The organism is Nocardioides marmoribigeumensis, from assembly GCF_031458325.1.
GTDB lineage: Bacteria > Actinomycetota > Actinomycetes > Propionibacteriales > Nocardioidaceae > Marmoricola_A > Marmoricola_A marmoribigeumensis.
In genome coordinates this window covers 634,679-660,145 of record NZ_JAVDYG010000001.1, presented here as the reverse complement: position 1 = coordinate 660,145, position 25,467 = coordinate 634,679, and the positions used below count along the sequence as shown (strand labels likewise).

Here is a 25,467-nt window from a genome sequence, read left to right as displayed (position 1 = left end):
CGGTCAGGGGCTGTCGTCGCGCCAGGTCGAGAGGCCTTCGAGGGTGACCCGCTTGCCCGAGGTGGCGACCTTGAGCGTCACCTTGCCGCTGCGGACCGCCGACCAGGTGACCACGGGCAGCACGACCTTGTGCCGCGAGGAGCCCTGCAGGGACACGGTCGTGAGCCGGGTGCCGTTCCAGAGCACCGCGACGCTGCCGCAGGTCGAGCAGGTGGTGGCGACCAGGGCGAGGCCGCGCGCCCTGACCGTCGCCCTCAGCGTCGCGCCGCCGGCCTCGGTGGTCCTCGCGGAGCCGCGGTAGTAGGCGCTTCCGGACAGCCTCGACCACGACCCGGCGGCCGTCAGCGAGGTCGCGGTCAGCGGTGAGGTCGCGCAGGACGGTGCGGTGGTCTGACCGCCGCGGTCCCGCACCCGCACGCAGGTCGTCCGGCCCGCCGACAGCGGGACCGACGTCGCGGTCGACGAGGTCGGCGAGTGGTTGCTCCAGGAGGCGAAGGTGCCCGCAGGTGAGACCGACGTCGTCGCCACGGTGAACGGCGGAGCCAGGCCCTTGCCGGACCAGGAGTACGACGCCGAGCCGGTCAGCACGGTGCCGGTCGGCCCGGTCAGACCGATGACCCGGTCGCGGACGCGGATGACCGACAGCGAGCGGGCCCCGCCCGCGGGGACGTAGGGGACGGTCACCACGTCGGTGGGCCCCGACGGCTGTCCGAGCACCTGGTCGCGCCCGAAGCCCACGTTGATCGAGCTCGTGGCCAGGGCCACGCGACCGTTGGTGCCGAAGCCGGTGTCGAGCGCGCCCGAGGCGGTGAAGCGGGCCAGCCTGGTGGTGTTGTGGGCGGCGTACTCGCTGTAGAGCACGAGCGGCCGGTCGCCGGACGCCCCGATGGCGAGGAGGATCGAGGTGGTCACCGTCGAGGCCGGGCTGGCGGTCGCCTCGCCGTCGCCGCTGAACGAGGTGTCCGGGACGCCGCCGGCCGTCAGCCGCTCGACGTGGAGGACGGCGGAGTAGTCGTAGCCGTCGCTGGGGTGGCGCCGCACGTGCCAGGCGAACAGCGTCCTGCCGCTGGGTGCCGTGGTCGCCACGACCGTGCCCGGCAGGGCACGGCGAAAGCGGCCCGAGGTGCCGTAGCCGCCGTCGACGGACCCGCCGGAGGTGAGCCGGGCCGCGACGAACGCGTCCTTGTCGAAGTTGCTGGTGTACTCCCGCCAGGTCAGCAACGAGGCGTCGCCCGGCAGGGGGAGGAGCATCACCTGGGCGTTGCCCGACGACGCGACGTCGGCGAGCGCACGGACGCCCGAGACGCCGTACGACGCGTCGATGTCCCCGCCGGGCAGCAGTCGTACGGCGGCGGGGACCGGTCCGTCGTCGGTGGACCGGTCGAACCCGACGACGACCGTGCCGCCGGCCCCCGGCACGACGCCGCCGATGGAGCTGTCGCCGTCGAGACCGGGGACCTCGACGATCCGGCTGCCGCCGGGGACGGTCGCGGTGTCGAGCGTGCCGGTGTCGGTGAGCCGCGCGTAGAGCAGCCCGTCCCGGTGGTTCTCCGCGGACATCTGGGTGTCGTTCTTCCAGCGCGCGACGAGCGTGATGCTGCCGTCGGGCGCGACGAGCAGGGTGGGGGCAGAGGCCTTCTCGCTCTGGTGGGGCTCGTGGCCGCCGACCTCGATCCGGCGCGTGCCCCCGACGCCGAAGCCGGTGTCGAGCGCTCCGCCGGGCAGGAAGCGCGAGACCAGCAGCACGCCCTCGTCGGCGACGCTGCGGTCACCGGCCAGCACCACGGTGACCAGGCGGCCCTGGCGGTCGCGGACGCCGTGCGGCTCCTCCAGCGAGAACAGCCGACCCCGCAAGGTCACGTGGCGACCGCCCACGTCGGCGTACGAGGTGTCGAGGGCGCCGGTGGAGGTGCGGCGCTCGATGCGCAGGCCGGGGGTGGTGTCGGCACCGAGCAGGAGGTAGCCCGTGCCGTCGGTGCGGAGCATGCCGGGGGTCCCGCCGGAGAAGTCGTCCGCCCCGGTGGCCCGCAGGACGCTGGTCCGCGTCCCGACCGAGCCGTCGAGGGTGCCGGTGCTGTCGAGCGCGCTGAGGACGGACCCGGACGTGGTGGCGTCGACGGGTCCCCGTGAGCAGGTCACGATCCCGACGACCTTGGCGGCGGTGCCGGTCAGGGCGCTCAGACCGGGGTAGGAGCAGACGTCGGTGGTGGCGAACGACGCGAGGCCGTCGGCGCCCCACGAGGTGTCCGTGGTGCCGTCGGCCTCGAGCCGGCGCACGGTCTCGTAGCCCGAGCCGACGAACGCCGTGCCGTCGTCGAGCGCGAGGAGGGGGTAGCCCGAGCCGTCGGGGAAGGTCGCCAGGCCGTCGCCGCCGCCGAAGGTCGGGTCGTTGGTGCCGTCGGGACGCAGGCGCACCACCGCCCCGTCGTTGCTCGACAGGCCGACCACGATGCGGCCGTCGGACAGGCGCGTCACGTCTGCCCCGCAGCAGGCCCCCACGGCCTGGGGCATCGACCGCGTGCTCCACCCGTTGGTGCCGTAGGAGGTGTCCAGGGTGCCGTCGGCGAGGTAGCGCGCGGTCACCACCGCGAAGTACGACGAGGTCTGCGAGGCGGTCGAGCAGGTCCCGACGACCAGCACCTTGCCGCTGGGCAGGGCGATGACGTCCTCGAGGTAGGGAACGTCGGTCTTCCAGCAGGTGGAGGGGTTCCCGACCGCCACCGTGCCGCCCGAGCCGAACGCCGGGTCCAGCGCGCCGGAGGAGGTGCGCCGGACGAGCACCGGCACGGAGTCGCCCCCGCTGCTGCGATGGCCGACCACGAGGATCCTGCCGGCCCCGTCCACGTCGAGCCCCGTGGGGACCACGTTGTTCGCCGACCCCGGGGAGGCGGCCTGGGCGATCCCGACGATCCCGTCGCCCCCGAAGGAGCTGACCAGGTCGCCCTGCGGGGTCAGCCGGGCGAGCGCCCAGGCGCCGACCTGGGCGCTGCAGCAGCCCCAGAAGGTGTGGGCAGGCTCCGCCGCGACCACGAGCGTCCCGTCCGGGGCCTCGTCGGAGTCGATGACGGTGCCGAACAGGTCGCCGGTCCAGGACTGCTGGACGCGTCCGTCGCCGCCGAAGGCCGGGTCGAGCCAGGTCTCCGCCGCGGCGGCGCCGGGAGCGAAGGAGGGGAGGAGCGCCAGCGCGAGCAGGCCCGCGATCGCCGGGGCGAGGAGCGAGCGCACGCGCGAGAGAGACATATCCGGATTGTCCGGCTCGGTCGGCTTCCGCGGCAGGAGGCGTAGGTCCCTGCCGCCGCCCGCTAGCCTCGGGGCGTGCCCGCCCTCCCGACCGTGACCGCGACCCGCTACGTCACGCCGCTGCGCGAGGGTGGCTCGCTCCCGGGCATCGTCGAGGCCGACGACCTCGGCACCTACGTCTGCAAGTTCCGCGGCGCCGGCCAGGGGCTGCGGGTCCTGGTCGCCGAGGTCGTCGTCGGCGAGCTGGCCCGCGAGCTCGGCATCGCCACGCCCCGCCTGGTCGGCCTCCAGCTCGACCAGGTGATCGCGCGCTACGAGGCCGACGAGGAGGTCCAGGACCTGCTCACCGCGAGCCTCGGGCTCAACCTGGGCATCGACTTCCTCCCCGGCTCGTTCGGCTTCGACGCCGGCTGCGAGCCCGACCCCGTCGACGCCGCCCGCGTCCTGTGGCTCGACGCCCTGTGCGCCAACGTCGACCGCTCGTGGCGCAACCCCAACCTGCTGATGTGGCACGGCCGGCTGTGGGCGATCGACCACGGGGCGTGCCTCTACTTCCACCACTCGTGGTCCGGAGGCCTCACCTCTCCCGAGCGCTTCGCGCTCCAGGCGTACGACGCCTCCACGCACGTCCTGCGCGCCTTCCTCGACGGCGTGCCCGCCGCCGACGCCGAGCTCGCGCCCCGGGTGACCCGTGAGCTGCTGACCGAGGTGACGGGCCGGGTCCCCACCGAGTGGCTCGAGCCCGTGCCGGGTGCGGACGCCGAGGCCGTGCGGGCGGCGTACGTCGACTTCCTGCTGGCCCGCGTCGGCGGCGGCCGCCCCTGGCTCCCCGGAGGTGCGGCATGAGCAGGGTCGGGTTCCAGTACGTCGTGGTGCGGTGCGTCCCGCGCGTGGACCGCGAGGAGTTCCTCAACCTCGGGGTCGTGCTCTACAGCCAGCAGGCCGACTTCCTCGGCTGCGCCGCCCACCTCGACGAGGAGCGGGTGCGGGCGTTCGCCCCCGACCTCGACCTGCGGGCGGTGCGGTCGGCGCTCGCGACCATCGAGCACGTCTGTGCCGGCGACGGGGCGGCCGGCGACCCGGCCGGGGCTCCGATGACGCAGCGCTTCGGGTTCCTCAGCGCACCGCGCAGCACGGTCGTGCAGCCCGGGCCGATCCACGGGGGCGCGACCACCGACCCGCAGGCCGAGCTGGCTCGGCTGGTCGAGAGACTCGTGACATGAGCGAGCGAGTCGACGTCCCCGTGTCCGACCTGGTCCGTCGCGCCCCCAAGGTGCTGCTGCACGACCACCTCGACGGCGGGCTGCGGCCCGCGACGGTCGCGGAGATCGCGGCCGAGGTCGGTCACCCCCTCCCCGCGGCCCCGGAGGCGCTGGGGGACTGGTTCGTCGAGGCGTGCGACTCCGGCTCGCTGGAGCGCTACATCGCGACCTTCGAGCACACGATCGCGGTGATGCAGCGTCGCGAGGACCTCGTGCGCGTGGCCCGCGAGTGCGTCGAGGACCTCGCCGAGGACGGCGTGGTCTACGCCGAGGTGCGCTGGGCGCCCGAGCAGCACCTCGCCGGCGGACTCTCCCTCGAGGAGGCGGTTGACGCGGTCCAGGAGGGCTTCAGGGCGGGGGAGCGGGCCGCCGGCGGTCGCATCGTGGTGCGGCAGATCCTCACCGCGATGCGGCACCAGGCCAGGTCGCGCGAGATCGCCGAGCTTGCGGTGCGCTACCGCGACGAGGGCGTCTGCGGCTTCGACATCGCGGGTGCGGAGGCGGGCTACCCGCCCACCCGGCACCTCGACGCCTTCGAGTACCTCCACCGCGAGAACGCCCACTTCACCATCCACGCCGGTGAGGCCTTCGGCCTGCCGTCGATCTGGGAGGCGCTGCAGTGGTGCGGTGCCGACCGGCTCGGGCACGGCGTGCGGATCATCGACGACATCGAGGTCGACGGGTCCGGACGTGCCCACCTGGGCCGCCTCGCGGCGTACGTCCGGGACAAGCGCATCCCGCTCGAGCTCTGCCCGACCTCCAACCTCCAGACCGGGGCGGCGCCCTCGCTCGTCGAGCACCCGATCGGCCTGCTCACCGAGCTGAGGTTCCGGGTCACGGTCAACACCGACAACCGGCTGATGAGCGGCACCTCGATGAGCCGCGAGCTGCAGCAGCTGGTCGACGCACTCGGGTGGGGCGCGCGCGAGCTGCGACTGGTCGCGGTCAACGCGATGAAGTCCTCGTTCCTGCCGTTCGACGAGCGGCTGGCGATCATCGAGCAGGTCCTCAAGCCGGCGTACGCCGAGCTGGGCGCCTGAGCGCGGCGGGCGGCCGGCGCCTCGCCCGCGCGGGTAGGTTCACCCTCATGACGCGCGTCGAGATCACGGAGTGCGGCCGGACGATCGCCGGTGACGTGGTGGCCTTCACCATCGAGTGGGACGGCGAGGCGGCCGGCGAGGCGGAGTGGGCCGTCCGGATCACCAGCCCCGACCACAGCGAGACGGTCGAGCTGGGCTGCTCGCTGGGCGAGGCCGGCGGGTCGGCCGACCGGCAGTGGGTCGTGGGCGACACCGGGCGTCAGGACGTCGAGGTCGACGCCGACCTCGGCGAGGGCGAGATCACCGCGCGGTTCCCGGCCGAGGTCGTCGGCGTCGCGGTCGAGTGGCCGCTGTGGACCGCGGTCGTGTCGGTCGGCGGCGAGGTCGTCGCCGAGCACGTCATCCCGACGAGCTGACCTCGCGCCTGACCAGCTCGCCGAGCTCGCGCATCGTCGCCAGCACCTCGTCGCGGCGGTCGCCCTCGGCCGGGTCCCAGCTCGCGATCGCGGCATAGGCCCAGGTGTCGTGGCTGCCCATCACCACGCCCACGTCGGCGCGGACGCCGTCGCTGGTGCCGGTCTTGGAGAAGACCCGCAGGCCACCGTCGGGGTCGGCGTGCGCGAGCGGGTCGAGTCCGAAGCCGGAGGGGACCATCGACAGGTCGAGGCCGTGCCGCAGCCACTCCAGGACCCGGAGGCTGGTCGCCCGGCCGAGGCCGTCGCCGGTGGCCAGCGCGGACATCAGCGCCAGCCAGTCCGAGGCGCAGCCGAGGCTCAGCGTCGGCGGGTGCTCCGGGCCCCGACGGTCCCGCACCAGGTCGAGCAGGGTGGAGCCACCGGGCGCGAGGGACTGCGCGCGTGACTGCACGGCCTCGATGCCGACGAGGTCGAGCAGCGCGTTGCTCGCCCAGTTGTCACTCACCGATCCCACCAGCTGGGCCACGTCACCCAGCGGCAGGACGTCGGTCATCAGGTGCTGCCACAGCCCGGAGTCCGCGACCGGCGCGACGGACCGGCGGTCCACCGGCTGGTCGGGCGACAGCGTCCCGGCCTCGAGCCGTGCGGCCAGCTCGAGGAGCAGGAACAGCTTGCCCACGCTCGCGGTCGGCAGGAGCAGGTCGGGCTCCACCGACACCACGGCCGGGTCGTCGACCGGGCCGGCCGCGATGCTCCAGCGGGTGCCCTCCGGGACGTTCAGAGGTTGATCATGTGGCCGGCGATGCCCTCGACGGCCTCCTTGACGGCCTCCGAGAGCGTCGGGTGGGCGAACACGTTGCGCGCGACCTCGTCGGCGGTGAGGTCCCACTTCTGCGCCAGCGTCAGCGCGGGGAGCAGCTCGGTCACGTCGGGGCCGATGAGGTGGGCACCGAGGATCTCGTGGTACTCCGCGTCGGCGACGATCTTGACGAAGCCCGAGGTGTCCCCGAGGCCCTTGGCCTTGCCGTTGGCGGCGAAGGGGAACTTGGCGACCTTGACGTCGTACCCCTTGTCCTTGGCCTGCTCCTCGCTGTAGCCGAAGGAGGCGATCTGGGGCTGGCAGTAGGTCGCGCGCGGGATCATGTCGAAATCGATCTCGACGGTCTCCTCGCCGGCGATCGTCTCGGCCGCGACCACGCCCATCGCCTCGGCGGTGTGGGCGAGCATGAGCTTGCCGGTCACGTCGCCGATCGCGTAGACGCCGTCGACGTTGGTGCGACCGCGGGCGTCGACCGCGATCGCCCCGCGGTCGGTGGTCTCCACGCCGGTCTTGTCGAGGCCGTAGCCCTCGAGCCGGGGAGCGAAGCCGATGGCCTGCAGCACGCGGTCGGCCTCGAGGACCTCCTCCTTGCCGTCCTTGCTGACGGTCACCTTGACCTTGCCGCCGCCGCCCGGGTCCTCGATCTTCTCGACCTTGGTCTTGAGCAGCACCTTCACGCCGAGCTTCTTGTAGTGCTTGGCGAGCTCCTTGGAGACCTCGGCGTCCTCGGTGGGGACCATCCGGTCCAGGAACTCCACGATCGTGACGTCGACGCCGAAGTTCTTCATCACGTAGGCGAACTCGACGCCGATGGCGCCGGAGCCGGCGATGATCACGCTCTCGGGCAGCTCGCTGTCGAGGATCTGCTCCTCGTAGGTCACGACGTTGTCGGACAGCTCGGTGCCGGGGACCAGGCGGGTGGTCGCGCCGGTGGCGATGATGACCGTGTCGGCGGTGACCTCGGAGGTGTTGCCCTCGTCGTCCTCGACCGAGATCGTCTTGGCGTCGACGAAGGTGCCCCAGCCGTCGATCTCGGTGATCTTGTTCTTCTTCATCAGGAAGTGCACGCCCTTGACGATCTCCGCCGAGACCTGGCGGGACCGCTTGTGGGTGGGCTCGAAGGACATCGTGGCGTCGCCCTCGATGCCGAACTTGTCCTTCTCGTGCTGGAGGATGTGGGACAGCTCGGCGTTGCGCAGGAGCGCCTTGCTGGGGATGCAGCCCACGTTGAGGCACACACCGCCCCAGTACTTCTTCTCGATCACCGCGGCCTTCAGGCCGAGCTGCGAGGCGCGGATCGCGGCGACGTAGCCCCCGGGGCCCGCGCCGAGGACGACGACATCGAAGTGCTGGCTCATGGTGCTGAGCCTATCCGTCCCGAGGGCGGGTCATGCAGCCCGGACCGAACCCGGCAGTAGGGTCCGGGCCGCCCCGCTCAGACCGGGACGAGCTCGACCGCGCCGACGGCGTAGCGCGCCAGCACGACCCGCGCGACCTCGGGGTGGGCGCCCAGCGGGTCGGACACCGCGACCGCCCCGGCCTCGAGCGCGAGCTCGGCCGCCCGGTCGTAGAGCTTGCCCGGGGCCAGGATGAGCGAGCCGACCGCGATGTGGCGACGGCCCTGCGCGCGCAGGGAGCGCACGGCCTCGCCGGTGGCCGGGGGAGAGGCCGAGGCGTACGCCGGGATGACCGGCAGCTTGTGGTGGGCGCCCCACACGCGGGCCAGCCGCTGGATCGACTGCAGCGCCAGCGGGTCGGTGGTGCCGGCGGCGGCCAGGACGAGCCCGTCGAGCTCGCGGACCCGGGCGGCGCACAGGGCGTCGCGGAGCCGCTGGTCGAGCACCTCGAGGAACATCGCCTCGAGGCCGAGCACCGGGGTGGCCCGGACCTTGAGGCCCTCGTGGCGCTCCATCGCCGCGGCGATCGCCTCGGGGACGTCGACCTTGGCGTGGTAGGCCTCGGTGAGCAGGAGGGGGACGACGACGATCTCCTCGACGCCGGCCCGGACGAGCTTGGCGACGACCGTGTCGAAGGACGGCTTCGACAGGTCGAGGAACGCGGTCTCGATGCGCAGGTCCGGCCGCAGGGCGCGGACCTCGTCGACCAGGGCGCGCACGGTGGCGGCCGAACGGGGGTCACGGCTGCCGTGAGCCAGCGCCACCAGAGCGGGTGCGGTCATCGGAGCCTCCTTCGTCTCGTGCTCCCGGGGGAGCGGTCTTTCCTGGTGGGTGCGGTGCCTCTGCTGTCCTCGTCGACCTCAGAGGTGGATGCCGCACTCGGTCTTGTCCTGGCCGGCCCAGCGGCCGGCTCGCTTGTCCTCGCCCGGTGCCACGCGCCGGGTGCACGGCCAGCAGCCGATCGAGGGGTAGCCGTCCTGCTGCAGCGGGTTGACCAGCACGTCGTGCCGGGCGATGTAGCGGTCGACCTGCTCGTCGGTCCACCGCGCGAGCGGCGAGACCTTGACCTTCTGCTTGCGGTCGTCCCAGCCGATCACCGGCGCGATGACGCGGGCGTGGGTCTCGGCCCGGCGCAGGCCGGTGGCCCACGCGTCGTACCCCGCCAGCGCGTCCTGCAGCGGCTGCACCTTGCGCAGCGCGCAGCACAGGTCGGGGTCGCGCTCGAAGAGGCGCTCGCCGTACTCCGCGTCCTGCTCGGCCACGCTCTGGGCGGGCTCGATGGTGAGCATGCGCACCGGCAGGGTCAGCTCGACGGCGTCACGGGTGCCGATGGTCTCGGCGAAGTGGTAGCCGGTGTCGAGGAAGACCACGTCGATGCCCGGCACGACCCGGCTCGCCAGGTGCGCCAGGACCGCGTCGCCCATCGACGAGGTGATCGCGAAGCGCTCACCGAAGGTCTCGGCGGCCCACTCCACGATGTCCTCCGCGGGCGCGAGCTCGAGCTCGGCGCCGACGGCGTTGACCAGGTCACGCAGCTCCTCGGGCGAGCGTCCCTCGGTGAGGCTGCCCCGCTGGTTGCGGGCCGCCGTCGTCGTCGCCGCACTCACGCTTCCACCGCCTTCGCTGCGCTCGGCGGCGGAGCCACGCGTGACTTGTTGGTTCGCTCGCTGCGCTCGCTCACGCGTCCACCGCCTTCGCTGCGCTCGGCGGCGGAGCCACGCGTGACTTGTTGGTTCGCTCGCTGCGCTCGCTCACGCGTCCACCTCCACGAGCTCGGCCTCTCCGCGGAGAGCAGTCTCGTCGGCGCGGGCCACCCAGGTCGCGAACGCCTCGCCGTCGGTGCGCTCGGCGAGGTAGTGGCGCACGACGTTCTCGACGTAGTCGTCGAGCTTGGCGCTGCTCACCTTGTGCGCGCGCAGCTTGCGGCCGAACGGCGTCTCGGTGAACTGCGACTGCAGCCCGATGCCGCCACCGAGGTGGACCTGGAAGCCCTCGACCTGCCGACCGTCCTCGTTGATCTGCTGGCCCTTGAGGCCGATGTCGGCGATCTGGGTGCGGGCGCAGGCGTTGGGGCAGCCGTTGACGTTGACCGTGATGACCGTGTCGAGCTCGGGGATCCGCCTCTCCATCTCGGCCACGAGCGCGCGGGCGCGCTCCTTGGTGTCGACGAGCGCGAGCTTGCAGTACTCCAGCCCGGTGCAGGCCATCGTCGAGCGGCGCCACGGGGAGGGGTTGGCCGCGAGGCCGATCTCGTCGAGGTCGGCCACGAGCCCCTCGACCTCGTCCTCCAGCACGCCGATCACCACGATCTTCTGGTACGACGTGAGGCGGACCCCGCGCGCGCCGTGCTTCTCCACGACGTCGGCCAGGGCGCTCAGCGTGGTGCCGGAGACGCGGCCGGCGATGGCTGAGGCGCCGACGTAGAACAGGCCGTTCTTCTGCTTGTGCACGCCGATGTGGTCGCCGTTGGTGGTGGGTGCGGCGGGGGACTCGCAGTCGACGAGCCGCCGGTGGAGGTACTCCTCCTCGAGCACCTGGCGGAACTTCTCCACGCCCCAGTCGGCCAGCAGGAACTTCAGCCGCGCGCGGTTGCGCAGGCGGCGGTAGCCGTAGTCGCGGAAGACCGAGGTCACGGCCTCCCACACGTCGGGCACGTCGGCGAGCGGGATCCAGACACCGAGCTTGTGGGCGAGCATCGGGTTGGTGGCGAGGCCGCCGCCGACCCAGAGGTCGAACCCGGGGCCGTGCTCGGGGTGGACGGTGCCCACGAAGGAGCAGTCGTTGACCTCGGGGGCGCCGTCGAGGCTGGGGTGGCCCGACACCGAGGTCTTGTACTTGCGCGGGAGGTTGGAGAAGTCGGGGTTGCCGATGTAGCGGCGCTTGATCTCGGCCAGCGCGGGCGAGCCGTCGATGATCTCGTCGGCGGCGATGCCGGCCACCGGTGAGCCGAGGAAGGGCCGCGGCCCGTCGCCGCAGGCCTCGGTGGTGCCGAGGCCGACCTTCTCCAGGCGCTCCCAGATCGCCGGGACGTCCTCGATGCGCACCCAGTGCAGCTGGATGTTCTGGCGGTCGGTGATGTCGGCGGTGTCGCGGGCGTAGGTGGTGGACACCTCGCCGAGGGCGCGCAGCTGGGGGATGCCGAGGATCGCGCCGTCGCTGCGGATCCGCATCATGAAGTGCGAGTCCTCGAGCTCCTCGTCGGAGAGGGCGGAGGTCTGGGTGCCGTCGAGGCCCTGCTTGCGCTGGGTGTAGAGGCCCATCCAGCGGAACCTGCCGCGCAGGTCGTCCGGGTCGATGGAGTCGAACCCCTCGTAGGCGTAGATCTTCTCGATCCGGTCGCGCACGTTGAGGGGGTTGTCCTCCTTCTTGAACACCTCGTTGGCGTTCAGCGGCTCGCGGTGGCCGAGGGCCCACTGGCCCTCGCCGCGGGGGCGTGCGTCGCGGGTGCGGGCGGGGCGCCGCGTGCTGGTGTCGATCGTCATGTCGGGCTGGACCTCTGAGTCTGTAGCAGGCGTGCGCGCGCGGACTCCGGTGCCGACGACGTTGTCGGGGTGCAGTCGGCGCCGCGAGCCAAGGTGGTGACCGGGAACGGTCGGGGCAGGCAGGCGTCAGGCCGACATACACATCATGCTGCGGGTGCGACCGAGGTCCACGTGGCGTCGCGCCACGAGCACCAGGGAGGTCGCCGCAGTGATCATGGGCGCAAGTCTCAGGTGACAAGACGGCATCCCACAAGCGCTGTTCTCATGTAGTGAGACGGATGTCCGTTGGATGAGACGGTCGGGATCAGCACTAGGCTGGTCCCATGACCGCCTCCACCCCCAGCAGCACCGCTTCCCAGGCGTCCCGCGCCTACGACCTCGCGCTCGAGGTGATCGGCGCCGTCGAGCCCCGTGTGGCGGAGGCCACACGACAGGAGCTCGCTGACCAACGATCCTCCCTCAAGCTGATCGCCAGCGAGAACTACGCCTCGCCGGCCGTCCTGCTCACCATGGGCACCTGGTTCTCCGACAAGTACGCCGAGGGCACGGTCGGTCACCGCTTCTACGCCGGCTGCCAGAACGTCGACACCGTCGAGGCCCTCGCCGCCGAGCATGCGCGCGAGCTGTTCGGCGCGGAGTACGCCTACGCCCAGCCCCACTCGGGCATCGACGCCAACCTGGTCGCCTTCTGGTCGATCCTGGCCCACCGCGTCGAGGCCCCCGCGCTGGAGAAGCTGGGCGCCAAGAACGTCAACGAGCTCACCGAGGCCGACTGGGAGTCGCTGCGCCACGACCTGGGCAACCAGCGCCTGCTGGGCATGAGCCTGGACGCGGGTGGCCACCTCACCCACGGCTTCCGCCCCAACATCAGCGGCAAGATGTTCCACCAGCAGCAGTACGGCACCGACCCCGCCACGGGCCTGCTCGACTACGACGTGGTCGCCGCGAAGGCGCGCGAGTTCAAGCCGCTGGTGCTGGTCGCCGGCTACTCCGCCTACCCCCGCCGCGTCGACTTCGCCAAGATGCGCGAGATCGCCGACGAGGTGGGCGCGACCCTCATGGTCGACATGGCGCACTTCGCCGGTCTCGTGGCGGGCAAGGTGTTCACCGGCGACGAGGACCCGGTGCCGCACGCGCACATCGTGACCACCACGACCCACAAGTCCCTGCGCGGCCCGCGCGGCGGCCTCGTGCTGGCGACGGAGGAGTACGCCCCCTCGGTCGACCGCGGCTGCCCGATGGTGCTCGGCGGCCCGCTGTCGCACGTGATGGCCGCCAAGGCGGTCGCGCTGGCCGAGGCGCGTCAGCCGGAGTTCCGCACCTACGCCCAGGACGTCGCCGACAACGCCAAGTCGCTGGCCGAGGGCTTCCTGACCCGTGACGCCACGCTGGTCACCGGCGGCACCGACAACCACATCGTGCTGCTCGACGTCAGCTCGTTCGGGCTGACGGGCCGTCAGGCGGAGTCCGCGCTGCTCGAGGCGGGCGTGGTCACCAACCGCAACTCGGTGCCGTCGGACGCCAACGGCGCGTGGTACACCTCCGGCATCCGCTTCGGCACGCCGGCGCTCACCACCCGCGGCTTCGGGGCGACCGAGTTCGACCGCGTCGCCGAGCTGGTCGTCGAGGTGCTGAGGAACACCGAGCCGACGACCACGTCCAAGGGCGAGCCCTCCAAGGCCAGCTACAAGCTGGCCGACGGGGTCGCCGACCGCGTGCGCGCGGCCTCGGCCGAGATGCTCGACAAGAACCCGCTCTACCCCGGTCTCGAGCTCAGCTGAGGGACCCGTCGAGGAACGCACGCACGGCTGCCAGGAAGTCTCCCGGCGCCGTCGCGTGCACCTCGTGACCCGTGTCGAGGGTGACCAGGGACCCGTGGGGAAGCAGGCCGACCAGCTCGGCGAGGTGGTCCCGCGGGACGAACGACGACGGTCCGCCGCCGACGACGAGGGTCGGGACGGTGAGGTCCGAGAAGGTGGCCGGCCAGTGCTCGGCGGGTGAGTCGATCTCGGGGCGGACCTGCTCGACGACCGCCCAGTCGAAGTCGAGGCTGCCGTCGGGTCGGTCGGGCGTCGCCGGGGGCCGCGGGTGCAGCACGCCGACGTCCTCGAGGACGAGCCGCCGCACGGGCGCGCCCCGGGCGATCGTGCGAGCCGCGACCAGTCCGCCGAGGGAGTGACCGATGACGTCGAGGTCGGTGCCCAGCTGCGGGAGCAACGCCGCGAGGTCGGCTGCCATCAGGTCGACCGAGTAGGTGCCGGGCCACTCGCTCGCCCCGTGGCCGCGGAGGTCGACCGCGTGGACGGTGCGGTCCCGGGCCAGGTCGGCCGCCACGACGTCCCAGGTCGCCGCGGTCCCGCCGGTGCCGTGGAGCAGCACGACCCGGGCGCGCGCAGCCGGTCCGTCGACGGTGTGCACCGCGATCCGGGAGCCCGCGCCGTCGACGAGCCGCATCAGTCCAGCCTCTCCAGGAGGTACGACGGGCTGCTCACGACCGCGCCGCGCGCCGACACCAGGCCGGCCAGGACGCGGTCGGCCGTGACCACGGTGCACAGCGCGCCCGCACCGGACAGCTCGGTCACGAGCGCCACGATCGCCGAGTCGCCGTCGCGAGGCGCGTGCACCGTGCGGACGTGCAGGTCGCGACCCGCCGGGACCCCGGCCTTGGCGGCCCCCTCGAGCACGAGGACCACCTCGTCGTGGTCGAGGTCGGCCCGCAGCAGCCGGTCGTGCAGCCGCCGGGCCGCGCCGGCGCGGTCCTTCCACCAGCAGTCGGGCCGGGAGCCCACGACGTTGGCCCCGTCCACGACCAGCGTCCTCACGTCTCCACCCGCGCCCCGTGGGCCTCGGCGAGGAGGACCGCCGCGGCGAGGTCGAGCCGGGTCTCGCCGAAGAGGCGGGTCCGGCGGAAATCGCACCCGGCGGACGACGACGCGGTGTGGGTCGAGGCGTTGAGCCGGCTGGACGAGAACGTGCAGCCGGTGAAGGTCGTCCCGTCGGTGGTGCACTCGGTGAGGTCGACGTCGGTGAAGGTGCAGTCGCGGAAGGTCACCCGGCCCAGCGACTCGGCGTACCAGTCCTCGTCGCGGAACGCGCGACCCGCGACCTCCTCGTCCTCGGCGAACACCATCCGGCGATCGTGCCAGGCCTCAGCGACGGACGGTGAGGGAGACGTCGGCCGAGATCCTGTAGGGACCGGTGGTGACGAGCCCGCCGACCACGCGGCGCAAGCGGCTGACCTCGGCGCGGACGGTGACCTGGTGGGCGTCGTCGCCGTAGGTGCGCCGGCTGAGCGCCGCAGCGGTGAGCCCCTCGCGGCCCGCGTCGTGCAGGTCGGCGAGGAGCCGAGCGTGGCGTCGGGAGAGGGACGTGCGCCACGCGCCGTCGGCCGAGGAGACCTCGAGCAGCGCCTCGTCACCGGTGAGGTCGAGGGTCGCCGTCACGGTCCGCTCGCCGGCCGAGGGGCGCACGAGCCAGCCCTCGCCCATGCGCTCGGGCACGCAGAGACCGAGCCCCGGCACGGCCAGCGTGCGCTGGGCGGCGGGCACCGCGATGCGGTCGCGGGCCGAGACGCCGGCGTGGTGGGCCACCCAGCCGTGGTCGTCGACCACGAGCAGGGGGCCGGAGGTGGTCGCCAGCACCGGGCCCGCCGAGCGGCGCAGCCGATCGAGCCGCTCCTGATGACGCCGCCACAGCTGCGCCTCGGCGAGCCGGGTGGCGGTCTCGACCAGGGCGACCAGCGCGGGGTGCAGGGTGAGCGCCGGCCCGCTGACGTCGACGATGCCGAGCAGGTCGCCGGTGCGGGGGTCGTGGATCGGGGAGGCGGTGCAGTACCACGGGATCTGGCCCTCCTCGAAGTGCTCCGCGGAGAACAGCTGCACGGGGGCGGCCTCGGTCAGCGCCGTGCCGATCGCGTTGGTGCCGACCTGCTCCTCGGTCCAGCACGCGCCCTCGGAGAAGCCGAGCCGGTCGGCCTCCATGAGCACCCGCGGGGCGCCCTCGCGCCACAGGATCGTCGCCTCGGCGTCGGTGACGACCACGATGAAGCGCGAGGCGTCCGCGACGCTGCCGAGCACCGACCGGATGTCGTCGACGACCTGCGACAGGCCCGACTCGCGACGGCGCTGCTCGACCAGCGAGCGGGGGAGCGGGTCCCGCGCGTTGGGCCGGGTGGGGTCGAGACCGAGCTCCATCACCCGCTGCCAGGAGCGTCCGACCAGCGGGCGCGGGGCGTCGGGAGGGCGTATGCCGCCCAGCACGGCGTCGTGCACGCGGCGCAGCGCGCGGGCATGCACACCGAGGTCGGTGCCGGGGCGCACGGCGGCGTACGACGGGGACGTCACGGGGCGAGCCTAGGTCGGTGGGCGTGACGTGCACCACAAACAGTGCAACTCGCTGCAACCCTTCACGTGGGTCGGGGCCGGTGGGTGTCCTGTCGCCATGACCAACACGATCGAACGGCCCGCCGGCGCCGGGGTCTCCCCGGCCGACCGCGCGGACGCCTGGTTCTCCGCCTTCGAGTCGGCCCTGCACGCCCACGACGTGGAGCGCGCCGCCGGCCTGTTCGCCACCGACGCCTTCTGGCGCGACCTGGTGGCCTTCACCTGGAACCTCAAGACCGTCGAGGGTCGCGAGGGGGTGACCGACCTGCTCACCGCGACGCTGGAGGGCGCGGACCCGTCCCACTTCACGACCACCGAGCCCGCGACGGAGGAGGACGGTGTCGTCACGGCCTGGTTCCGCTTCGAGACCGGCGCGGGCCGCGGCAGCGGTCTCGTCCGGCTCAAGGAGGAGGACGGGGTCGACGTCGCCTGGACGTTCCTCACCACGCTCGACGAGCTCAAGGGGTTCGAGGAGCCGCGCGGCACGCGCCGGCCGATGGGCGCCCAGCACGGCGCGGACAAGCACCGCGCCACCTGGGCCGAGCGGCGCCAGCAGGAGGCCGAGAGCCTCGGCTCGACCACGCAGCCCTACGTCCTGGTCATCGGCGGCGGGCAGGGCGGCATCGGCCTGGGCTCCCGGCTGCGCCAGCTCGGCGTGCCGGCCCTGGTCATCGACAAGCAGCCGCGGCCCGGCGACCAGTGGCGCAACCGCTACAAGTCGCTGTGCCTGCACGACCCGGTCTGGTACGACCACCTGCCCTACCTCAAGTTCCCCGACAACTGGCCGGTCTTCGCGCCCAAGGACAAGATCGGCGACTGGCTCGAGTCCTACGTCAAGGTGATGGAGGTGCCCTACTGGTCGAGCACCGAGGCCAGGTCGGCCCGCTGGAACGACGAGGCGCAGGAGTGGACCGTCGAGGTGGAGCGGGAGGGCCGTCCCCTGGTCCTCACCCCGAAGCACGTGGTCTTCGCCACCGGCATGTCGGGCAAGGCGCGCATGCCCGAGGTGGAGGGCATGGACGTCTTCAAGGGCGACCTGCACCACTCCTCGCGCCACCCCGGACCCGACGCGTACGCCGGCAGGCGGGCCGTGGTGATCGGCTCCAACAACTCCGCCTTCGACATCTGCGGGGCGCTGTGGGAGCACGACGCCGACGTGACGATGGTGCAGCGCTCGAGCACGCACATCGTCAAGAGCGACAGCCTGATGGAGATCGGTCTCGGGGCGCTCTACTCCGAGGAGGCCGTGGCCAACGGCGTCACGACGGAGAAGGCGGACATGATCTTCGCCTCCCTGCCCTACCGGATCCTGCACGAGTTCCAGATCCCGCTCTACGACCAGATGCGCGAGCGGGACAAGGACTTCTACGACCGGCTGGAGAAGGCGGGGTTCGAGCTCGACTGGGGTGCGGACGGCTCCGGCCTCTTCATGAAGTACCTGCGCCGCGGGTCCGGCTACTACATCGACGTCGGTGCCGCCGACCTCGTGGCCAACGGGGACGTCAAGCTCGCCCACGGCCAGGTCGTGCGCCTGACCGAGGACGCCGTCGTGCTCGAGGACGGCACCGAGCTGCCGGCCGACCTCGTGGTGTTCGCCACCGGCTACAACTCGATGAACGGCTGGGTCGCCGACCTCGTCGACCAGGAGACCGCCGACCGCCTGGGCAAGTGCTGGGGCCTCGGCTCCGACACCCCCAAGGACCCCGGTCCGTGGGAGGGCGAGCAGCGCAACATGTGGAAGCCGACCCAGGTGCAGAACCTCTGGATGCACGGCGGCAACCTGCACCAGTCACGGCACTACTCGCTCTACCTCGCCCTCCAGCTCAAGGCGCGGCACGAGGGCCTCCCGACGCCGGTCTACGGGCTGCAGGAGGTGCACCACACCGGCTGAGTCCCCCCCGGGTGCGCCCGCCCCGGTCCTCGGTCAGAGGACCGGGGTGGCGCGCTCCACGAGCTCGGCGTAGGCGAGGCCACGCGGGAGCTGGCCGAAGGTGCCGCCCATGTGCCCGCCCAGGCGGGAGGCGCAGAAGGCGTCGGCCACCGCGTCGGGGGCGTGCTGCACGAGCAGCGCGCCCTGCAGGCACAGCGCCATCTGCGAGGCCAGGCGGCGGGCGCCCAGCTCGGCGCCCTCGGGGTCCATCGAGTCGGCGAGGGTCTCCAGCGTCGAGGTGATCGCGGCGTCGAGCCGGTGGTCGGCGCCGGCGGCCCGGCCGACCTCGGAGATCCACGCGTCGACGACCTCGGGCTCGCGGCGCAGCGCGCGCAGCACGTCGAGCGCGTTGACGTTGCCCGAGCCCTCCCACACCGAGTTGAGCGGCGACTCGCGGAAGAGCAGCGGCATGCCGGACTCCTCGACGTACCCGTTGCCGCCGAGGCACTCCAGCGCCTCGGCGACCATCGCCGGCGTGCGCTTGCAGACCCAGAACTTCGCCAGGGGGAGCGCGATGCGCCGCAGGGCCGCCTCGTGGGGGTCGGTGCGGTCGTCGACCGCCGCGGCCAGCCGGATGCCCAGGGCGGTGGCGGCCTCGGACTCGACGGCCAGGTCGGCGACCACGTTCTGCATCAGGGGCTTGTCGGCGAGCAGCCCGCCGAAGGCGCTGCGGTGCGCGACGTGCCACGACGCCTCGGCGAGCGCCTTGCGCATGAGGCCGGCCGAGCCGAGCACGCAGTCGAGCCGGGTGGCGGCGACCATCTCGATGATCGTGCGCACGCCGCGGCCCTCGTCGCCGAGCCGCTGGGCCCAGGTGCCGTGGAACTCCAGCTCGGACGAGGCGTTGGAGCGGTTGCCCAGCTTGTCCTTGAGGCGTACGACGTCGAGCCGGTTGCGCGTGCCGTCGGGCAGGACGCGGGGGACCAGGAAGCAGGAGAGCCGGCCCCCCTCGTCGGACTCGGCCTGCGCGAGCACGAGGAAGACGTCGTTCATCGGGGCGGAGGTGAACCACTTGTGGCCGTGCAGGGTGTACTCGCCCTCGACCTCGGTGCGCACCGCGCGGGTCTGGTTGGCGCGGACGTCGGAGCCGCCCTGCTTCTCGGTCATGCCCATGCCGGCCAGCGCGCCGGCCTTCTGGTCGACCGGACGCAGCCCGAAGTCGTAGGTCGTCGAGGCCAGCCGGGGGGTCCACTCCTTGGCGACCGCGTCGTCGACGCGCAGGGCCGGGACGGCGGCGTACGTCATCGAGATGGGGCAGCCGTGGCCGGGCTCGGTGTGGCCCCACGCCATGAAGCCGGCCGCGCGGCGCACGTGGGCGTGCGGGTCGTCGCTGGTCCACGGGGTGGCGCCGAGGCCGTGCCCAATGCCGCGGGTCATCAGCCAGTGCCACGACGGGTGGAACTCGACCTCGTCGACCCGGTTGCCGTAGCGGTCGAACGGCTTGAGCACCGGCTCGTGCTCGTTGGCCAGCCGTCCGTGCTCCCGGGCCTCGGCCGTGCCGGCCTCCGCGCCCACCGCACCCAGGCTCTCGACGGTCTCCTCGGAGCCGTGCCGGCGGACCGCCTCGACCAGGGCGAGGTCGGTGGTGAACGTGTTGTGTCCCACGAGGGGAGGTGCCTGGTTCGTCGCTACCCGGGTGCCGTCGTCCATGCGGTTACCGTAGAGCCATGGCGGGCCAGGAGGAGCATCCCGCCGCCACCTGGGAGCGTCTCCAGGCCCGAGCCAGGGCGGTCGGCGAGACGTCGTGGCGGCTGGTGGTGTCGACCGTCGCCACGTGTCTGCGCAACCGGGTGACCGGCCTGGCCGCCGAGGCGGCCTTCTTCGCGCTGCTGTCGCTCCCGCCCCTGATCTTCGGCCTCACCGGCTCCATCGGCTGGTTCGTGCAGAACTTCACCGACCAGCGGGTGGGGGAGTTCAAGGCCGAGGTGGTCCGGCTCGCGCTCAAGCTGTTCACCGACAACACCGTGCAGAGCATCATCGTGCCGACGATGAACGACGTGCTGAGGACGCCTCGCTACGACGTCGCCTCCATCGGCTTCATCCTCGCCCTGTGGTCGGGCTCGCGGGCGCTCAACGTCTTCGTCGACACCGTCACGATCATGTACGGCCTCGGCGGCCACCGCGGCATCGTGCGCACCCGTGTGCTGTCGTTCTCGCTCTACGTCCTCGGCCTGGTCACCGGGATCATCACGATCCCGCTCGTGGTGGCCGGTCCCCGACTGGTCGACAAGGTGCTTCCGGCCCGGCTCGACGCGCTCAACGCGCTCTACTGGCCCGTGGTCGTGGTGCTCTGCATCGTGTTCACCGCGACGCTCTACCACGTGTCGGTGCCGGTGCGGACCTCGTGGCGCTACAACCTCCCCGGGGCCGCGCTCACCCTGCTGATCTGGGTGGTCGGGTCCTACATCCTGCGGTGGGTCCTCACCATCACTGCGCGGGAGTCGACCTCGATCTACGGCCCGCTGTCGGCGCCGATCGCGGTGATGATCTGGCTCTACATCATCGCGATCGCGGTGCTCATCGGTGCCGCGCTCAACGCCTCCTTCGACCAGCTGTGGCCCGAGTCCGGGCCGGCGCGGGCGCGCATCGAGCTGGTCCGCCGGCTGCGCGAGCGCGCCCGCCAGCTGAGGGCGCGCCAGGCCGAGGCGGCATACGACGACCTCGACCTGGCCGAGGGCGACGAGCTGACCGTCGCCCTGCCCGCCTACCAGGAGCCCGACCCCGCCCCCGACGAGAGCCCGGGGCGCGACACGGTCCGCCGCTGAGCGATCTCACGTTTGTCTGTGGTGCCCTCTGGGATGCTGTGGCCGTGGCCAACATCAACCTGCCGACCCCTGTGGCCGTCGCCGGCGGATGCCTGTGCCTCCTCGGGGGCTTCCTGATCGGCTCGGTGGCGGGCCCGCGGGCCTCCGACCCCACGGTGGCGACCGTCGAGAGCTACGACCCCGACACCCGCCAGCTGTGCCTGACCGGGGACGGCGTCGCCGACGACCCCGGCACCCAGGACGGCGCGCTGTGCGGCGAGTGGCGTCGCACGCCGGGCTCCGCGCGACCGGTCAAGGGCGACACCTTCCGCTTCGTGTCGCTCGACCGGTCGGAGAAGGGCGAGGACACCACCATCTACCTCTACGGCGACGTCGAGCGCCGCGAGTAGTTTGATCCCGTGCCCGACGTCGTGCCTGAGTCCACGCTGGGGTCCATCCGGTTCCCCGAGATCGTGCGCTCGCCCGGGTGGATCCTGACCCGACGCATCCTGATCGCGGTCGCGCTGCTGCTGGTGACGATCGCCATCGTCTACGCCGACCGCACCGGCTACCGCGACACCGCCGACCCCACCGGCAAGGTCGACCTGTCCGACGCGTTCTACTACACGACGGTCACGCTCAGCACCACGGGCTACGGCGACATCACCCCGGTCTCCGAGTCCGCGCGCCTGGTCAACGCGATCCTGATCACCCCGTTGCGCATCGCCTTCCTGGTGCTGCTGATCGGCACGACCATCGAGGCGCTCACCAGCCAGAGCCGGGAGATGTACCGGGTGTCCCGGTGGAGGAGACGGATGAAGAACCACGTCGTGATCGTCGGCTACGGCACCAAGGGCCGCAGCGCCATCGAGACCCTGCTGGGCAACGGGGTCTCCCGCGAGGACATGGTCGTCGTCGACCCCAGCCAGAGCGCGGTCCAGGACGCCAACAACGACGGCCTGACCGCGGTCGTCGGCGACGCCACCCGGCGCGACGTGTTGCGGCGCGCGGGGGCCGCGCAGGCCAAGCAGATCATCATCACCACCGACCGCGACGACTCCACGGTGCTGTCGGTGCTCAACGCGCGCCAGCTCAACACCCGCGCCTACGTCGTCGCCGCGGTCCGCGAGAGCGACAACGTCCGCCTGGTGCGGCAGTCCGGTGCCGACGCGGTCGTCACCTCCTCCGACGCCGTCGGCCGGCTGCTCGGCCTGTCCGCGGTCTCGCCGGCCCTCGGCTCGGTGATCGACGACCTGCTCTCCTACGGCGAGGGGCTCGAGGTCGCCGAGCGCGACCTGCTCGTCCCCGAGGTGGGCAAGCAGCCCCAGCAGCTGCCCGACCAGGTCATCGCGGTCGTGCGGGACAACAAGGTGCATCGCTACTACGAGCCCGTCGTCACCCAGCTCGCCCGCGGCGACCGCCTGGTCGTCGTACGCCCCGCGGAGGAGCTGCCGTGGGCGCCCCGCCCGGGCACCCACGACGAGGACTTCGCCGACGACGAGGACTGACCGTGGCAGGTGACTGGCTGGCCGACGCGATCGTCTACGAGATCTACCCGCAGTCCTTCGCGGACTCCGACGGGGACGGGATCGGCGACCTGCGCGGGGTGATCGAGCACCTCGACCACATCGAGTCGCTCGGGGTGGACACGATCTGGTTCAACCCGTGCTTCGCCTCGCCGTTCGTCGACGCGGGGTACGACGTGTCGGACTACCTGCGCATCGCGCCGCGCTACGGCACCAACGACGACCTCGTCGAGCTCGTCGGCCGGGCCCGCGAGCGTGGCATCCGGGTCCTGCTCGACCTCGTCGCCGGCCACACCTCGATCGAGCACCCGTGGTTCCAGGAGGAGCTGCACGCCGACGGCCCGAGCCCGGACGGCGACCGCTACGTCTGGATCGAGGAGCTGCCGACCTGGGCGTGGGACTCCACGATCCCGGGCACCCCGGGCTGGGTGCCGTCCCCGGGGCCGCGTCCGGGGTGGTACCTCAAGAACTTCTACGACGAGCAGCCCGCGCTCAACTTCGGGTGGACCGAGACCCCTCCGGACGAGCCGTGGCGCGACGGCGTCGACGACCCGGGACCGATGCGCAACAAGGAGATGCTGCGCGAGGTCCTCGACTTCTGGCTGAGCAGGGGCGTCGCCGGGTTCCGCGTGGACATGGCGTTCTCCCTGGTCAAGGACCAGCACGGCAAGAACAGGGGCACGGTCGCCACGACCCGGATCTGGCGCGACCTCCAGGCCTGGCTGGCCTCCGCGCACCCCGACGCGGTGCTGGTCCCCGAGGGGTCCGAGCCGCGCACGGGTCTCGGCTTCGGGTTCGACGCCGACTTCTTCCTGGTCATCCAGCCCGAGCACGGCAGCCTCTTCGACAACAAGGGCGCGGGGATCCTGCCGTTCCAGCACAACCCCGAGCCGTTCTTCCACGCCGACGGCCGGGGCACGACCCGGCCCTTCCTCGACGGCTGGGCCCGGGCGAAGGCCGACGACCCGGCGCGCCGGGTGATCATGGCCACCGCGGACCACGACTTCAGCCGACTGCGCACCGACCCGCGCACGCCCGAGGAGCTCGGGGCCGCCCTCACCTTCCTGTTCACCTGGGGCACGGTGCCCTCGCTCTACTACGGCGACGAGATCGGGATGCGCTACCTCCCCGGCCTGCCCGACGTCGAGGGCTCGATCTGCAACCCGGCGTACAACCGCTCGGGCTGCCGCACCCCGATGCAGTGGGACGACTCGCCCAACGCCGGCTTCTCGACCGCGCCGGCCGAGGCGCTCTACCTCCCGATCGACCCCTCCGGCGACCGCCCGACGGTGGCGGCCCAGGAGCGGGACCCCGGCTCGACCCTCCACCTCGTGCGGCGACTCGCCGCCCTGCGCCGGGCGACCCCGGCGCTCGGGGGCCGGGCGAGCACGACCGTCCTGCACGAGGGCTACCCGTTCACCTGGCGGCGCGGTGACTCCCACGTCGTCGTGGTCAACCCGCGCCGCGAGCCTGCCGAGGTGGAGCTCGACGGGCTCGCCGGCGCGACGGTCCTCCTCGGGCAGGGGGTCGGGCTGACCGCTGCCGGTCTGCGGGCCGAGGGCTTCGGCTACGCCGTGCTCGAGCTCGCCTGACGCCCCGGTCGTCCGTGCGCCGGCGGCGTCAGTCGAGGGGGTAGGTGCCGGTGGCGGTGACGAGGTAGGCGTGGCCGAGGGGTGAGTCCCAGCGGTAGGCGGCGGGTGGTCCGCCGCGGTCGGCGGTGGAGGTCACGGGTGGGTGCTGCTCGTCCCGGTGTGGGTCGGGCCAGCCGATGTCGAGGTCCCAGGGGTCGGTGACGCGTCGGTAGGTCCAGTGTCCGTGGGTCTTGGCTCGGTGGTGGTGTCGGCAGAGCTTGGCGAGGTTGTGGTTGCCCGTCTGCCCGGGTGGTCCGCCGTCGTCGGGGTCGAGGAACGGGTCGGTGTGGTCGAGGTCGTAGCGGCCTCGGTTGGTGCAGTAGGGGAACACGCAGCCGTGGTCGCGTTCGTCGACCAGGGCGCGGAGGTGGTCGGGGGCTTCGTAGGCGTCGACGGCGTGGTGGTGGTTGAGGTCGATCACGGGGGTGACCTGCACGCGTGTGCCGGGGGCGAGGTCGGCGAGCCACTGCTCGACCGCGGCCCGGCTGATCGGTGACGCGGCGTGGGGCAGGCCGCTCGCCTGGATGCGGGCGACGTCGGTGGAGGTGTGCAGGTGCAGGTGGATGGGGCGCTCGACCCCGAGCGGGCTCCGGGCCCGGTTCGGCCGGCGGCGGGGCACCGGTTCCCCCCTCGCGGCTTCGGGCTCGGCTTCGGCTTCGAGGGCGTGGTCGGCGGAGTGGGACAGGTCGATGGCGTGCTGCGGGTCGGCGAGGATCCCGATGGCCTTGGACATGCGGACCAGCTCGGGGGAGTCGTCGCCGAGGATGCCCAGCTCGGTGGCCGTGGTCTTGAGTGCGTCGCGGAAGGCCAGTGCGTCGGGGACCGAGGCGAGGCCCTCGAACCGCATGGTGCCGTCGGGGCGGCTGTCCTGCAGGACGAGGTCGTCGGCCCCGTGCTCGTAGTCGAACCACACCCCCCGCCGGTCGGAGGCGGCCTCGGCCTCGGCGGCGGCACGGTCGGGGTCGAAGCGCAGGACCGCGGCGTTGATGGCGTTCTTGATCCGGGTCACCGACAGGCTGGTGGTGAACGGGGCGAGGTTGCGGTCGACCCAGTCCGCCGCCTCATCGGGGAGTGAGTGGGTCTGCTGGGCCACGGTGCGGGCCTTCCAGGCGGGGAGCTTGCCGGCGTGGACCCGGGCCCAGCAGCGGGGCAGACGCTCGCGGAGCTCCAGGGCGTCCTGGGTCAACGACCGCGCCGCGGCGTGGCTGGTGCGCAGCGCGGTGGCCAGCTCGGTCACGCAGTACTCCTCGACCGGCACCCCGGACATCAGGATCGGCAGGCTGCCCAGGTCCACCGAGGCCGGGGCCGGCGCAGAACCGGACACGGGGAGCAGCGTGTCGCCGTCGAGGGCGACCGTGTCGGCGCGGTGCAGGTCGGCCCACTCGGTGACCAGGGACAGCTTGCGGGCCTCGGCGGCCTCGATCGTGCGTTTCTCGGCACGGACCCCGGACAGCAGCACCTCACGGCGCCACCCACGGCCCTGGGAGGTCAGGTCCTCAGGGGCGGGGGCGGTGAACCCGGCGGTCGCTGTCATGACCTCATCCGTCCACCGAGCTCCGACACTTTCTCTCCGGCGCACAGGCGACTTTCGCCAGCT

22 protein-coding genes are annotated in these 25,467 nt (G+C 72.6%); 10 read left to right on the top strand and 12 right to left on the bottom strand.

Annotated features, from left to right (window positions below; genetic code table 11):
• Window positions 1–3: 3 nt before the first annotated feature.
• Window positions 4–3,240 (bottom strand): NHL repeat-containing protein, encoded by a 3,237-nt coding sequence (locus J2S63_RS03245; protein WP_310298536.1) that lies wholly within the window; start codon window positions 3,238–3,240, stop codon window positions 4–6.
• A 75-nt stretch (window positions 3,241–3,315) separates the two neighbouring features.
• Here J2S63_RS03245 and J2S63_RS03240 point away from each other — a divergent pair, with 75 nt between their 5' ends.
• Genes J2S63_RS03240 through J2S63_RS03225 form a run of 4 tightly spaced genes read left to right on the top strand, consistent with a single transcriptional unit; the run spans window position 3,316 to window position 5,958 of the window.
• Window positions 3,316–4,086 (top strand): HipA family kinase, encoded by a 771-nt coding sequence (locus tag J2S63_RS03240; RefSeq protein ID WP_310298535.1) that lies wholly within the window; start codon window positions 3,316–3,318, stop codon window positions 4,084–4,086.
• Window positions 4,083–4,463, top strand: coding sequence for a DUF3037 domain-containing protein (locus J2S63_RS03235; RefSeq protein WP_310298533.1), 381 nt, complete (start codon window positions 4,083–4,085; stop codon window positions 4,461–4,463). Before J2S63_RS03240 ends, J2S63_RS03235 begins: the two co-directional genes overlap by 4 nt.
• Entirely contained in the window at window positions 4,460–5,542 is a 1,083-nt protein-coding gene (locus J2S63_RS03230; protein ID WP_310298531.1) for an adenosine deaminase, read from the top strand. The genes J2S63_RS03235 and J2S63_RS03230 overlap by 4 nt, the downstream gene beginning before the upstream one ends.
• Before the next feature lie 47 nt (window positions 5,543–5,589).
• On the top strand, window positions 5,590–5,958 hold the full coding sequence (locus J2S63_RS03225) for a hypothetical protein (RefSeq protein ID WP_310298529.1): 369 nt from the start codon (window positions 5,590–5,592) through the stop codon (window positions 5,956–5,958).
• On the opposite strand, the gene J2S63_RS03220 is transcribed toward J2S63_RS03225, so the two are convergent.
• The 5 genes from J2S63_RS03220 to J2S63_RS03200 all read right to left on the bottom strand — a co-directional run bounded on the left by J2S63_RS03220 (window position 5,942) and on the right by J2S63_RS03200 (window position 11,657).
• Window positions 5,942–6,847, bottom strand: coding sequence for a serine hydrolase (locus tag J2S63_RS03220; RefSeq protein WP_310298527.1), 906 nt, complete (start codon window positions 6,845–6,847; stop codon window positions 5,942–5,944). The two genes, J2S63_RS03225 and J2S63_RS03220, sit on opposite strands and share 17 nt — an antisense overlap.
• On the bottom strand, window positions 6,736–8,136 hold the full coding sequence (gene lpdA / locus J2S63_RS03215; RefSeq protein WP_310298526.1) for a dihydrolipoyl dehydrogenase: 1,401 nt from the start codon (window positions 8,134–8,136) through the stop codon (window positions 6,736–6,738). The genes J2S63_RS03220 and lpdA overlap by 112 nt, the downstream gene beginning before the upstream one ends.
• A 77-nt stretch (window positions 8,137–8,213) precedes the next feature.
• On the bottom strand, window positions 8,214–8,957 hold the full coding sequence (locus J2S63_RS03210) for a sirohydrochlorin chelatase (protein ID WP_310298523.1): 744 nt from the start codon (window positions 8,955–8,957) through the stop codon (window positions 8,214–8,216).
• 78 nt (window positions 8,958–9,035) lie between these two features.
• Window positions 9,036–9,782, bottom strand: coding sequence for a phosphoadenylyl-sulfate reductase (locus J2S63_RS03205; protein WP_374725101.1), 747 nt, complete (start codon window positions 9,780–9,782; stop codon window positions 9,036–9,038).
• Window positions 9,783–9,926: 144 nt separating this feature from the next.
• On the bottom strand, window positions 9,927–11,657 hold the full coding sequence (locus tag J2S63_RS03200; protein WP_310298521.1) for a nitrite/sulfite reductase: 1,731 nt from the start codon (window positions 11,655–11,657) through the stop codon (window positions 9,927–9,929).
• A gap of 323 nt (window positions 11,658–11,980) precedes the next feature.
• Here J2S63_RS03200 and J2S63_RS03195 point away from each other — a divergent pair, with 323 nt between their 5' ends.
• Window positions 11,981–13,438, top strand: coding sequence for a glycine hydroxymethyltransferase (locus J2S63_RS03195; protein ID WP_310298520.1), 1,458 nt, complete (start codon window positions 11,981–11,983; stop codon window positions 13,436–13,438).
• Here the strand turns inward: J2S63_RS03195 and J2S63_RS03190 are convergent.
• The 4 genes from J2S63_RS03190 to J2S63_RS03175 are packed head-to-tail and all read right to left on the bottom strand — an operon-like array spanning window position 13,431 to window position 16,000.
• Complete coding sequence (locus tag J2S63_RS03190; protein ID WP_310298518.1) at window positions 13,431–14,111, bottom strand: alpha/beta fold hydrolase; 681 nt, start codon at window positions 14,109–14,111, stop codon at window positions 13,431–13,433. The genes J2S63_RS03195 and J2S63_RS03190 overlap by 8 nt on opposite strands.
• On the bottom strand, window positions 14,111–14,479 hold the full coding sequence (locus J2S63_RS03185) for an NYN domain-containing protein (protein WP_310298516.1): 369 nt from the start codon (window positions 14,477–14,479) through the stop codon (window positions 14,111–14,113). Before J2S63_RS03185 ends, J2S63_RS03190 begins: the two co-directional genes overlap by 1 nt.
• Complete coding sequence (locus J2S63_RS03180) at window positions 14,476–14,787, bottom strand: pentapeptide repeat-containing protein (protein WP_310298513.1); 312 nt, start codon at window positions 14,785–14,787, stop codon at window positions 14,476–14,478. Before J2S63_RS03180 ends, J2S63_RS03185 begins: the two co-directional genes overlap by 4 nt.
• 19 nt (window positions 14,788–14,806) lie before the next feature.
• On the bottom strand, window positions 14,807–16,000 hold the full coding sequence (locus J2S63_RS03175; protein WP_310298510.1) for a GAF domain-containing protein: 1,194 nt from the start codon (window positions 15,998–16,000) through the stop codon (window positions 14,807–14,809).
• Window positions 16,001–16,097: 97 nt separating this feature from the next.
• Here J2S63_RS03175 and J2S63_RS03170 point away from each other — a divergent pair, with 97 nt between their 5' ends.
• The gene (locus tag J2S63_RS03170) at window positions 16,098–17,930 is read left to right on the top strand and encodes an NAD(P)/FAD-dependent oxidoreductase (RefSeq protein WP_310298507.1); all 1,833 of its coding nucleotides are present in this window, start codon (window positions 16,098–16,100) and stop codon (window positions 17,928–17,930) included.
• A gap of 33 nt (window positions 17,931–17,963) precedes the next feature.
• On the opposite strand, the gene J2S63_RS03165 is transcribed toward J2S63_RS03170, so the two are convergent.
• Entirely contained in the window at window positions 17,964–19,619 is a 1,656-nt protein-coding gene (locus J2S63_RS03165; protein ID WP_310298504.1) for an acyl-CoA dehydrogenase family protein, read from the bottom strand.
• Between the two features lie 17 nt (window positions 19,620–19,636).
• Here J2S63_RS03165 and J2S63_RS03160 point away from each other — a divergent pair, with 17 nt between their 5' ends.
• The 4 genes from J2S63_RS03160 to J2S63_RS03145 are packed head-to-tail and all read left to right on the top strand — an operon-like array spanning window position 19,637 to window position 23,831.
• Window positions 19,637–20,734 carry a YihY/virulence factor BrkB family protein gene (locus tag J2S63_RS03160; RefSeq protein WP_310298501.1) on the top strand — a complete coding sequence of 366 codons (1,098 nt, stop codon included), beginning with the start codon at window positions 19,637–19,639 and terminating at the stop codon, window positions 20,732–20,734.
• 44 nt (window positions 20,735–20,778) lie between these two features.
• Window positions 20,779–21,123, top strand: a complete 345-nt coding sequence (locus J2S63_RS03155; RefSeq protein ID WP_310298498.1) for a hypothetical protein — start codon at window positions 20,779–20,781, stop codon at window positions 21,121–21,123.
• A 9-nt stretch (window positions 21,124–21,132) separates the two neighbouring features.
• Window positions 21,133–22,221 carry a potassium channel family protein gene (locus J2S63_RS03150; protein WP_310298495.1) on the top strand — a complete coding sequence of 363 codons (1,089 nt, stop codon included), beginning with the start codon at window positions 21,133–21,135 and terminating at the stop codon, window positions 22,219–22,221.
• Between the two features lie 2 nt (window positions 22,222–22,223).
• Window positions 22,224–23,831, top strand: a complete 1,608-nt coding sequence (locus tag J2S63_RS03145; protein WP_310298491.1) for an alpha-amylase family glycosyl hydrolase — start codon at window positions 22,224–22,226, stop codon at window positions 23,829–23,831.
• A 28-nt stretch (window positions 23,832–23,859) separates the two neighbouring features.
• Here J2S63_RS03145 and J2S63_RS03140 read toward each other — a convergent pair whose 3' ends face one another.
• Window positions 23,860–25,404, bottom strand: coding sequence for an HNH endonuclease signature motif containing protein (locus J2S63_RS03140; RefSeq protein WP_310298489.1), 1,545 nt, complete (start codon window positions 25,402–25,404; stop codon window positions 23,860–23,862).
• Window positions 25,405–25,467 lie beyond the last annotated feature (63 nt).